Genomic DNA, 10,862 nt, shown 5'->3' on the forward strand with positions numbered 1-10,862 from the left:
CTGCTGGACCTTGGCGCGGCGCAGATAACCGTGGGCGACAACCCCGGCCTCATGGGCTACGGCGCCAACGAGAAGAGCTTCGAACGCGCCGGGCTCATCGAGGCCTCCCTCGGCCACTACAAGAACATCGGCCTGGACGCGGTGGAGGTGCCCTTTTCCGTGCTGGGCGACGTGGCGGCCATGCCCAAGGTCAGCGTCTCGCGCGCGGTGCTGGAGGCCGACTGCTTCATCTCGCTGCCGAAGTTCAAGACCCACGGCCTGACCGTCATCACCGGCGCGGTGAAAAACAGCTACGGCATTCTGCCCGGCGCGCAGAAGGCGCTCTTGCACAAGCTTTCCGGCAGCCCGGAGCGCTTCCAGGAAGTGGTGGTGGACGTGTTCGCCCTGCGCCCGCCGGACTTCGTCATCGTGGACGCCATCCTGGGCATGCAGGGCAACGGCCCGGCCTCGACGGACCTGCGCTGGATCGGCCGGGTGCTGGCCTCGGACAACGCCGTGGCGCTCGATTCCGTCATCTGCCGCATGGCCGGGCTCGACCCCGGAAAACTGCGGCTGCTGCACAAGGCCAAGGAACTCGGCCTGGGCGACTTCAGCCCCGAGGCCGTGGAGGTGCTGGGCGAGCTGGCCGTGCTTGAGGGCTTCCGCCTGCCGCCGCTGGACGGCGGGGCCATCCAGCATTCGGCCAACCTGCAAAGCCTCTTGGAAAGCCGCATCGTCATGCGGCCCAAGGCCGACCCCGCACGCTGCACGGCCTGCGGCACCTGCGTGGACCAGTGCCCGGCCCAGGCCCTGCGCATCGAGGACGGCGTGGCCGTGGTGGAGCGCGACGCCTGCATCGCCTGCTTCTGCTGCCAGGAGATGTGCCCGGAGAAGGCCATCGCTCTCGTGGCGGGATAGTGTTGAGGGAGTGATGGATGGGGCCGGATAGATCTTTGCTCCGCATCTGATTTGCGTTATGCACGGAGCGCATCCTTCCGGCATCGACCGGGGATAGCGCCCGCATAACGAGGAACTCCATGACCAAGAGCATCCCCAAGTTTCTGTGCGCCCTGTGCGCTCTGGCCCTTGCCGCCTGCGCCCCGCAGGCCAACCTGCCGGTTTTCGACACCTCCCGCGTGGGCGAGGAGGCGAAGAAGCAGCAGGAACTGGCCGTGCGCGACTACATGGCCAAGCTGGACCGCATGGACCGCGTGGGCTGGGCCCTGCGCAGCGCCAATCTGGAGCTGTGCGGCGAAGTGGTCTCCTATCGCCTGGGCATGAGCTACGCCGTGGCCGAAGACTTCCCGAAGGAGTATCGCGAGGCCCTGCAGACCGTGCTTGCGGTGGGCGACCGCGTCACCGTGTACCAGCTGACGCCGGGCGGTCCGGCCCTGGCCTCGGGAATCCAGAAAGGTGACGTGCTGCTTGCCGTGGGCGGCAAGCCCGTGGCGAACAAGAAGGAAGCCCAGGCCGCCATGGACTCGGCCCTGGCAACGGGAGCTCCGCTGCAGTTGAGCCTGGAGCGCTCCGGGGAACGGCGCGAGATAACCGTGACGCCCGCCAAGCTGTGCGGCTACGACATGGCGCTCAAGCAGAACCCCGTGATCAACGCCTATGCCGACGGCAAGGGCATCACCATTTTCACGGGCATGATGAAATTCGTCCAGACGGATGATGAGCTGGCGGCCATCCTGGGGCATGAACTGGCCCACAATAACCAGGGGCACATCAGGGCCAAGCAGGGCAACGCGCTCCTTGGCGCCCTGCTCCTTGACCTGCCCGTGGCCATCCTGACCGGGGTGAACCCCAACATCGGCGGGCAGATCGGCGCCAATGCCTACAGCCAGGACTTCGAGTCCGAAGCCGACTACGTGGGGCTCTATTTTACCGCCAGGGCGGGGTACGACATCTCGAACGTGCCGGACCTTTGGCGGCGCATGGCCGTGGAGAACCCCGGCGCCATTACCATGGGGAGCACGCACCCCAGCACCAGCGCACGCTTTGTCGGTCTTGAGGCCGCCGCCGTGGAGATAGAGAACAAACGCAAGGCCGGGCAGCCCCTGGTGCCGGAGATGAAGTCCGCACAGGCCAGGAAGGATACGCCGAAGGTGGCGGAAACAGCGCAGTAGGGTCCTGGCGCGTCTGGAATCCTGGCGCACAAACCTCTGGGAGCGCTCGTCCATGCGCATGGCCCCATTACTCTGCGCCTTGCTGCCCCTGTGGCTGGCTGCGTCGGGTTTCATCGCTTCAGGGCTGGCCACACCTGCCCTGGCCGAGCAACCGGCGCAAGTCCAGTGCGCCAAGGCCTTGCTTGACGTCCTGTGGACCCCGGATGAGCTGGCCGGGACCGATGCGGATCGCGTTATCGGTCCCGTGGGCGAGCCCGACGCGAGCGTTCCCGTTCTGAATCCCGGCGTGAGCCTTGCGCCGCGCCCGGCCGCGCCACCCAAGGCCCTGCGCGGGGCCATCCGGCGCGTGGTTCCGGCCCGGGGGCGCAAAGTGGCGGCCATCACCTTCGATCTCTGCGAGCGCGCCAACAACGTGGCGGGCTACAACAACCGCATCATCAACCTGCTGCGAGAGCATGACGCCAAGGCCACCTTTTTCGCGGGCGGCAAGTGGCTGCGCTCGCACCCGGAGGCCGCCCTGCAGCTCATGGCCGACCCGCGCTTCGAGCTGGGCAACCACGCCTGGACCCACGGCAACCTGGGGCTCATGACCAGCGCGGAGATCGACAGCCAGCTGCGCCTGACCGAAATACAGCATGCCAACCTGCGCGCGGAGCTGGTCCGCCGGGCAACGGCAAAGGGGCTGGAGGCCGAGGCCCTGCGCGTGCCGCACGTCTTGCGGCTCATGCGCCTGCCCTATGGCCGCAGCTCGGAACTGGCGTTGAACACCCTGGCGGAGCGGGGCTATCTGGTCATCCAGTGGGATGTGGACGGCGAGGGGGACGAGGAACTGCATTCCGCGGAGGTGCTGGCCAAGCGCGCCCTGGCCCGGGTGCGGCCGGGGTCGATCATTTTGCTGCACGCCAACGCGGTGCCGCAAAAGACGTATGAGATTCTGCAGCGCCTGCTGCCCGCTCTGCGCGCGCGCGGCTATGAGCTGGCGACGGCCGGGGAGCTGCTGCGCCTGGGCCCGCCCCAAAGCGTGCGCCGGGGCTACTTCACCATCCCCGGCGACAACCTGAAGTATGACGCCATTTTCCCCGGCAAGGGCACGCTGAAGCCCGACCCCGCGCGGCCCTTTACAACGGAGCCCGTGCCGCCCGCCCAGTAGGAAGGCGCTACTCCTGCGGGAACTGCTGGCCCACCTTGAGCACGTGGGCGGCCAGGGGCGAGATGGGCGCGTTTACCGCCAGCACCAGGGCCTGCGGGCTCATGTAGTCCTTGGACCAGTCGAAGGTCAGGGCCACGTCGCCGTCGCTCTTGAGCTCCACGCCGGCCACCAGGGCGCGCAGGTTGGTGGGCTTGGGGCCGTTCTTGCTCTTGCGGTCGAACATCACCACGTCCTGCTTCATGAACTCCACCCAGTCGGCGCGCCAGCGCACCACCTCGGCCTCGCTGCCCACGTAGCGCACCAGGTAGGTCTCGCGCACGGCCTGCACCGGCCGCTTGAGCACGGGCAGCTCCTCGATGCGCACAGGGTTCAGGCCTCCGGGCATCTGCGCGGACAGGGTGTCCAGCACGTATTCCGGGCCCAGCTTCTCGCGCAGGGTCAGGGTGAACCATTCGCTCACGCTCTCCACGCCCACGGGCAGGGCCCGGCCGAAGGAGATGCGCGGCATGGGGTGGAAGCCCGCGCTGAAGGACAGGGGGAAGCGCGTGCGCCGAAGCGCCCGTTCAAGGATGCTCTGGAGTTCCAGCTGGCTTAAGTAGGCGGCCTCGGCGCGTTTCTCGTACCAGATGCGGTACTGGGCCTGGCGGTCGGTGAGGCCGCAGTCCGGCGGCAGCTGGTGCTTGCCGCTCTTCTGCCGCGCGCCCGGGGCGGGCAGGGGCGTGGGCATGGGGCGCGGCGCGGCGTCGGATACGGGGTTGGGCGTGGCGCCGGGCGCAGTGTCGGATACGGCGGTCTGGCCGCCCGCCGGGGCCTGGGCGGTGCCGGCGTTTTCCGCCTCAGACTCCTGGTCGCGCCGGGCGAAGACCACACGGGGGCGGATGTCTTCCGTCCGCGCCTGGAGGGGCAGCTCCGAAGCGCGGCCGTCCATGTTGCACACGCCGCAGTTGCGGCACGCGCCGTAGCGGCAGTCGCCGGTGATCTTCTCGGCCAGGGCGCGCTCGCGCTCGGTGAGCAGGAATTTCTTGGTCACGCCGCAGCTCAAATGGTCCCAGGGCAGGGGGGCGTCCACGCCGCGCGGGCCCTGGAATTCCTCGGCGCTCAGGTCATGCTCGGCCAGCGCCTCCAGGTAGTGCTCCAGGCGTAGGTGGTCCTTCCAGCTGGAGAACAGCGCGCCCTTGCGGTACGCGGTCTCGATGACCTTGCCCAGGCGGCGGTCCCCGCGCGAGAACACGCCCTCAAGGCAGCTCATCTCTGGCTGGTGGTACTTGAGGGTGATGCGCTTGTGGGGCTTCAGGGCGTCCTTCAAATAATACACCCGGCGGCGGATCTCCTCCATGCTGATCTGCCCTTCCCACTGGAAGGGCGTGTGCGTCTTGGGCACAAAGGGCGAGACGGCCGCCGTCACCTGCAGGCGCTTCACGTGGCGGCCCGCGGCGTCGCGCACCTTCACGCACAGGTCCACGATGGCGTCCAGGTCGGCGTCGGTTTCCGTGGGCAGGCCGAGCATGAAGTAGAGCTTCACCTGCTGCCAGCCGTTTTCAAACAGCGTGCGCACGTGCTGGATCAGGGCTTCCTCGTCCACGCCCTTGTTGATGACGTCGCGCAGGCGCTGGCTGCCGGCCTCGGGCGCCAGGGTGACGCCTGTGCGGCGCAAGGTGGCCATGCGGGCCATGATGCGTTCCGACAGGGAGCCCACGCGCAAGGAGGGCAGGCTGATGGACACCTGCTCCGCCGCGCAGCGGTCGAACACGGTATCGAAAAGTTTTTCCAGGGCGGAGTAGTCGCCGGTGGAGAGCGACAACAGCGAGACTTCCTCAAAGCCCGTGGCGGCGATGGCCTCGGCCAGCATGCCGCCCAACTGCTCCGGCGTCTTCTCGCGCACGGGGCGATAGGTCATGCCCGCGTGGCAGAAGCGGCAGCCGCGTGTGCAGCCGCGCGCAAGTTCGATGGTGTAGCGGTCGTGCACGGCCTGGCCGAAGGGCACGGTGGGCGAAAGGGGGAAGGGCGCGCTGGCCAGGTCGGCCACGATGGCCTTTTCCACGCGCTCGTAGCCGGGAACAAGGGGTCGCACGGGCTGGCCCGGTCCGTCCCAGGCGAAGAAGGCGGGCACGTACACGCCGGGCAGGGCGGCCAGTTCGCGCAGCAGTTCCTCGCGCTCGGTTCCGGCCCTGCGCGCCGTGGCGATGCGGCTCAGCAGCTCGGGCATCACTCCTTCGCCGTCGCCCAGGACCATGAGGTCCACGAACTCGGCCAGGGGCTCGGCGTTGTAGGCCGCGCCGCCGCCCGCCATGATGATGGGCCAGGGCAGGGCGGAGTTCTCCGGGCCGCCGCGCAGGCGCTCGGCCGCGCGCAGGGGAATGTGCGCCAGGTCGAGCATGAACAGCACGTTGGTGTAGCACAGCTCGTGCGTGAGGCTGAAGCCCACGGCGTCCATGTGCGCAAGGGGGGTGTCGGTCTCCAGGGTGGAAAGGGGCGCGCCGTGCTCGCGCAGGATGGCCGCGGCCTCGGCGCAGGGGGAATACACGCGCTCGGCGTAGAGCTCGGGCCGCTCGTTGATGGCCTGGGCCAGAATCTTCTGCCCCAGGTAGCTCATGCCTACCTCATAGAGGTCCGGGAAGGCGAGCGCGATGCGGCCCTTCACCATGGCGGGGTCCTTGTGGACCGCGCCCCACTCGTTTCCGAGGTAGCGGCTGGGACGGGGCAGCAGGGGCAGAAGTTCCTTCACGCGCGGGCTCCTTGGGGGCAGATGGACTTGGAACGGTGAACACGAAAAGGGGGCGGCAGGACCAATTGGCCCGCCGCCCCTTCATCAATCACAGGCGGATGTGGAGCTATTTGGTGATGAGCTGGGAGATGTTGCCCGCGCCGGGAGCGGAAAGGGTGAGGTTGCTGGCGGCCTCCAGGTACTTGGTCTTCAGCTCCTCGGGCGCTTTGGTGTACTCGTACAGCACGTGCTTGGTGGAGATGCTGCCGGTGATCTCCTGCTCAAAGGGGTAGCCGAAGGGAAGCAGCATCATCTGCACGCCCTGCTGCATGGGAACGGTCTGCAACACGGCGGGATCGCTGATGGTCTGGCCGTCTTCGCTCCACTTGCCGATGACGGTCTCGCCGTTGATGAGCTTGACCAGACGAATATCGTAAGCCATGTGGGTGACTCCTTGGTTGATTGGTGAGGCGGAAGGTAGGGGCTCGCCGGTTCCCTGTCAAGGTCGGCCCCCCTGTCAATGCCGAGGCCGGAGGGCGCCTTGCCAGCCGCCCGCCCCGGGGATAGCATGCCCGAAACACGCAAGGAGCCGCAGGCCGCCAATGACCCGACGCATGATTTCCCCCCGCCTTTTCTTGCCCGCGCTGTGCGCGCTGGCTCTGCTGCTTGCCGGCTGCTGGGTGCCGGAACGCTACATGGCGCGCATCAAGATCGAGCGCGACGGCACGTACAAGGCCTCCATCGAGGGCACGGCCGTGCACCCGGACGCCTGGCGGGCCCTGAAGCGCGTGGAGGCCGAGGCGCGCCAGGGCAAGCTCAAGCCCGAGGAGCTGAAAAAGGCCCAGGCCGAGGCCCTGGCCCCGCTTTTGAAGGATCTGGAAGCCTTGAAGGGCGACAAACGCATCGACAGCGTGAGTTCCATCGGCGACGGGCGGGTGCGCTTCAGCTTTTCCGGTGTGTGGACCATCAACAGGAACCTGATGATTTCGAGCGAGCTGACCACGCCCATCGATTATGCCGTGGGGCCGGACGGCAGCCTGCGCCTGCGCGTGAAGGACGCGGTGGAGGGGGCCGAGGCGCGCGCCCTGGGCGTCGTCACCGAGGGCAGCCTGAGCATCACCCTTGCCGAGGGCGTGGAGGTGCTGGAGCACAATGCCCTGAAGGCCCCGTCCTCATACCTCGGCTCGTACCGTTGGAACATCGGGCCGGGAGCGGCCAAGCCGCCGTACCTCAAAATACGCCTGCCGGAGGCCGCGGCCGCAAAGCCGGAGCCCACAGTGCAAAAAGGACTTGCCCATCACTGAAAAAATGGCTAAACGTTCCTTCCGTCCGGCAACGCCGGTCGCCCATGGGGATGTAGCTCAGCTGGGAGAGCGATGCGTTCGCAACGCATAGGCCAGGAGTTCAATCCTCCTCATCTCCACCAAAGAAAACAACGGCTTGCAGCAAAATGCTGGAAGCCGTTTTTTCTTTTTCTGACTTATTGCTACTGCGTGTGCTTGGGGGACTAAAAATCCCAGTGCGGGGCCTTCAATTTCTTCCTCGACATCAGAAAGATCAAGACCTTGCAAAGAAGCTTGTAAGGTTATTTCGTTGCGTGCGCGACCCGCGCCCCTGCTTCTCCATGGGCGTTATTCATATGAAACTTCTGGACACAGTCACTGTGCGGAAGGATGCAATGCATTCGCTGCGATAGGCCAGGAGTTCAATCTTCCATATCTTCACCGAAGGAAACAACGGATTTTAGCGAAACGCTGAAGTTCGATTGTCTAACGTTTCGAGCGGCTGTAGGGCGGGGCTCTGGTCTAGTCGGAAGTAATCAGTCGCATGTCCCCTGACTGTCGTTTACGTCGAAACCATAACATACGCCTGCTGTTGAGGGCTTCTTGGACACGTCCAAAACCACAAGCACTGTGAACTGCGGTCTGCGTTTGGCCTCTATCTGTTGTGCGAAAGCGCGAAGGGTCTGTTATCCGCCAACTGGCTGTGACCTCATCAAAACTTGTATAAAGGCCTGCAGCCCAGGAACCACTGGGAAATTCGCAGCCATGAACGTATGCGAAGGCAGTGGGGGGATTGTTCGCTACGTTGTCGCGGACGGTGGCAAGGGTAACCAAGTTTGATCCCTCCTGACCGAGTGGGAGTTGATCACAGCATATGAAACCGAAAAGTTCGCCTAGGAGGGGGACAGGCTGTCAGTGGACGGCGAGGTGCTATATCCTTTCATGGGGAATGTTCACGATTCAGCTCTTAGGCTGAGGCGGAATTACCACTCGGTATTTTAAACAAAACAGCGCTGAGCTGTCGTAACGTAGCTGTTTGTTTATTGAATTGGCAGTCTAGACAAAAAGGGGGGGGAGGTATATGAAGTAAGTAAAAAAATACGAATATGAATCATTGACAAACTTTGAGAGCCCCTAGGGGCGCTGCATGTTTGGTCGTGTCAGAATCTAGGAAGGACGGACTGACCTAGCTGAATCTTGTTGGCGTAAAAGTGTAATCAGCACCGACTATATGCACTCTCTTGATGGGAATCACTAGCTGGAGTCGTACCATGATGAAATACAGGAATATATTTTTTTCTACCGCCGCGATTATTTTCTCGGTGCTATTTGCCCTTGCTGTCAGTGAGATGATCCTGAGAGTTAAGAATAGTACTATGCGAAATTACGACATTGAAATGTGGCGTTACGCCAAAGAACTGAAAAAACTTGACACTGATAGTGCGTTGGCATTCGATCACGTTCCCAATAAGGTTGCAATATTGCAAGGCGTTGAGATACGGACAAACGAGAAAGGTCTCCGTGGCGGGCCTGTGCCTCCCCCGGGTGGCGATGAACGACGAATTCTGTTTCTCGGTGCTTCAATTACTTTGGGTTGGGGCGTCGCGGAACAGGATACCACATGTGAACAAGTGGGCTCAATGTTTAAGAGCATAGGAGAAAATGTTGTTGTGTTCAACGGAGGCGTTGGCAACTACAACACTGTTCGTTACGTGAGCAAATTTTTCAAAAAACTGACCTCATTGAAACCGACGGATATTGTTGTTCAGTATTTTTTGCGAGATGCAGAGAATCTAGGCCAAGATAATGGCAACATTATTCTTCGCCATAGTATGCTTGCTGTCGTCTTGTGGGTTGCATCGCAGCAGCTTCATGGCTCTAATGGTGAGACAAGCCTACTTGACCACTACCAGGCGGTATATACGGATACAGCTCCCGGATTTGTCGTTATGCAGGATATGTTAAGAATGCTGGCTGAGTATTCGAAACAAAACAATATCCGCATCTACCTTGCGATGACTCCGGACATACATAACCTCGTGGACTATAAGTTTAACTTCGTACATCAAAAGATGGAAACTATCGCAAAGCGGCTTGGGTACGTTTATATAGACTTGCTTCCGGCGTTGAAAGGAATTCCTCCGGAACAGATCTACGCTATGCGAGGTGACCCCCACCCCAATGCTCTTGGGCACAAGATTATGGCAGAAACAATTTTTGCAACTCTTCGGACAGCGGCACATTGATAGTGCCTGGTCTCGTTTAAATATCCGCAGGATTAGCAAATACGTTTAACCATCAGCGCATTGCTGAGCGGGCCGTATAGGTATAGCGCATATGGTATTTAGTTCGTTAACGTTCGCATTGTTTTTCCTTGTGTACTTTGCCCTGCACCTGTTGCTTCCCGTGCGATTGCGAGTTTGGCTCATCATCGCTGGTAGTGCATACTTCTATGGTAGCTGGAAGATTGAGTATCTCTGGATACCTTTTTTTCTAATGGGGGTGGCATACATCGGAGCAATATGCATCTCCTCTCGCAATGACAAGAGCAGCAAGCAGCTAATACTTGTCAGTACGTTGTGCATTCTATTTCTCCCTCTGCTTGTTTATAAGTATCTCAATTTTTTTCATTCTGCGCTGACTGCACTGACTGGCGCGCCAACTGACAAACTGGTGGATTTGGCGCTACCTCTCGGGATTTCGTTTATCACATTTACTTTAACCGCTTATGTCGTTGATATTTATACTGGTCGATATCCATGTCCGGAAAAGCCTAAATCTGTACTAGCGTATGTCCTTTTCTTCCCTCACCTTATCGCTGGTCCGATTCTGCGTCCGTCGGAGTTGTTGCCGCAGATTACGCACCAGCGCAAAACGAGTTTTCGAAAACTTAAGACAGGGCTTGCGATATTTACTCTCGGGCTCGTGAAGAAAATGATCTTTGCTGATCAAATCGCAGAGTTCGTTGACCGAGTGTATGCAACTGGCCATCCAAGTGGAACTGAGGCTTTGCTGAGCATTTACGGATTTTCAGTGCAGATCTATTGCGACTTCAGCGGATATACAGATATGGCGATAGGTGTGGCGCTATTGCTTGGCGTGGGGTTGCCGACGAACTTTCACCGGCCATATACCGCACGTACACTAGTTGACTTCTGGCGCAGATGGCACGTTACGCTGTCAACATGGCTGCGAGACTACTTATATATCCCACTCGGAGGCAATCGGTGTGGTCCGTATCGCAAAATGGGCAACCTGATGGTTACAATGCTATTAGGCGGCTTGTGGCACGGCGCGAACTGGACCTTTGTCGCATGGGGGGCTTTGCACGGGCTCGGTTTGTGTGTCGTCAATATTTTCTCAACATTGTCACGGAGATTCTCATTACCACCTTTGCCTGGTGTGCTAAGTGTGTTGCTTACATTTAACTTTATTTCATTGTGTTGGGTTTACTTTCGTGCGCCTAGCATTGAAGTCGCGAACACTATTCTTCTCGCCAGCGTTTCAGGGAACTGGGGTGAGCCCGTATTGGTCCTTACTTCTAACTTGTTTCTGCTATTTTTGCTGATAGTTTTTTTTGCTTTGCACAAGTTCGACAACCTGTTGCATATCCGCAT

Annotated in this window: 8 protein-coding genes and 1 tRNA gene; 7 read left to right on the forward strand and 2 right to left on the reverse strand. The window is 61.1% G+C overall.

From position 1 onward, the window contains the following. The 3 genes from VN419_RS09520 to VN419_RS09530 all read left to right on the forward strand — a co-directional run. On the forward strand, nucleotides 1-897 hold an 897-nt coding region (locus VN419_RS09520; protein WP_325646872.1), incomplete at its 5' end, for a DUF362 domain-containing protein. Nucleotides 898-1,016: 119 nt separating this feature from the next. Next, nucleotides 1,017-2,108 carry a M48 family metallopeptidase gene (locus VN419_RS09525; protein ID WP_325646874.1) on the forward strand — a complete coding sequence of 364 codons (1,092 nt, stop codon included), beginning with the start codon at nucleotides 1,017-1,019 and terminating at the stop codon, nucleotides 2,106-2,108. Nucleotides 2,109-2,166: 58 nt separating this feature from the next. Further along, nucleotides 2,167-3,258: a polysaccharide deacetylase family protein gene (locus VN419_RS09530; protein ID WP_325646876.1), complete on the forward strand. Its 1,092-nt coding sequence runs from the start codon at nucleotides 2,167-2,169 to the stop codon at nucleotides 3,256-3,258. Nucleotides 3,259-3,265: 7 nt separating this feature from the next. Here the strand turns inward: VN419_RS09530 and VN419_RS09535 are convergent, their stop codons facing one another. Together VN419_RS09535 and VN419_RS09540 are read right to left on the reverse strand one after the other, a co-directional pair. Continuing rightward, entirely contained in the window at nucleotides 3,266-5,983 is a 2,718-nt protein-coding gene (locus tag VN419_RS09535) for a TIGR03960 family B12-binding radical SAM protein (RefSeq protein WP_325646878.1), read from the reverse strand. A 106-nt stretch (nucleotides 5,984-6,089) separates the two neighbouring features. Next, nucleotides 6,090-6,404 (reverse strand): hypothetical protein, encoded by a 315-nt coding sequence (locus VN419_RS09540; RefSeq protein ID WP_325646880.1) that lies wholly within the window; start codon nucleotides 6,402-6,404, stop codon nucleotides 6,090-6,092. Nucleotides 6,405-6,564: 160 nt separating this feature from the next. Between VN419_RS09540 and VN419_RS09545 the strand changes: the two genes are divergently transcribed. The 4 genes from VN419_RS09545 to VN419_RS09560 all read left to right on the forward strand — a co-directional run. Beyond that, nucleotides 6,565-7,266, forward strand: a complete 702-nt coding sequence (locus VN419_RS09545; protein WP_325646883.1) for a hypothetical protein — start codon at nucleotides 6,565-6,567, stop codon at nucleotides 7,264-7,266. A gap of 46 nt (nucleotides 7,267-7,312) precedes the next feature. After that, a tRNA-Ala gene (locus VN419_RS09550) sits at nucleotides 7,313-7,388 on the forward strand. A gap of 1,128 nt (nucleotides 7,389-8,516) precedes the next feature. Then, entirely contained in the window at nucleotides 8,517-9,491 is a 975-nt protein-coding gene (locus tag VN419_RS09555; RefSeq protein WP_325646885.1) for an SGNH/GDSL hydrolase family protein, read from the forward strand. A gap of 91 nt (nucleotides 9,492-9,582) precedes the next feature. Further along, the coding region (locus tag VN419_RS09560) for an MBOAT family O-acyltransferase (RefSeq protein WP_325646887.1) at nucleotides 9,583-10,862 on the forward strand (1,280 nt) is incomplete at its 3' end.

The organism is Humidesulfovibrio sp., assembly GCF_035560995.1.
GTDB lineage: Bacteria > Desulfobacterota > Desulfovibrionia > Desulfovibrionales > Desulfovibrionaceae > Humidesulfovibrio.

Bases quoted from the DNA above. Each gene is read 5' to 3' on its own strand.
- VN419_RS09525 (WP_325646874.1), top strand. From the start codon at position 1,017: ATGACCAAGAGCATCCCCAAGTTTCTGTGCGCCCTGTGCGCTCTGGCC.
- VN419_RS09530 (WP_325646876.1), top strand. From the start codon at position 2,167: ATGGCCCCATTACTCTGCGCCTTGCTGCCCCTGTGGCTGGCTGCGTCG.
- VN419_RS09540 (WP_325646880.1), bottom strand. From the start codon at position 6,404: ATGGCTTACGATATTCGTCTGGTCAAGCTCATCAACGGCGAGACCGTC.
- VN419_RS09545 (WP_325646883.1), top strand. From the start codon at position 6,565: ATGACCCGACGCATGATTTCCCCCCGCCTTTTCTTGCCCGCGCTGTGC.
- VN419_RS09555 (WP_325646885.1), top strand. From the start codon at position 8,517: ATGATGAAATACAGGAATATATTTTTTTCTACCGCCGCGATTATTTTC.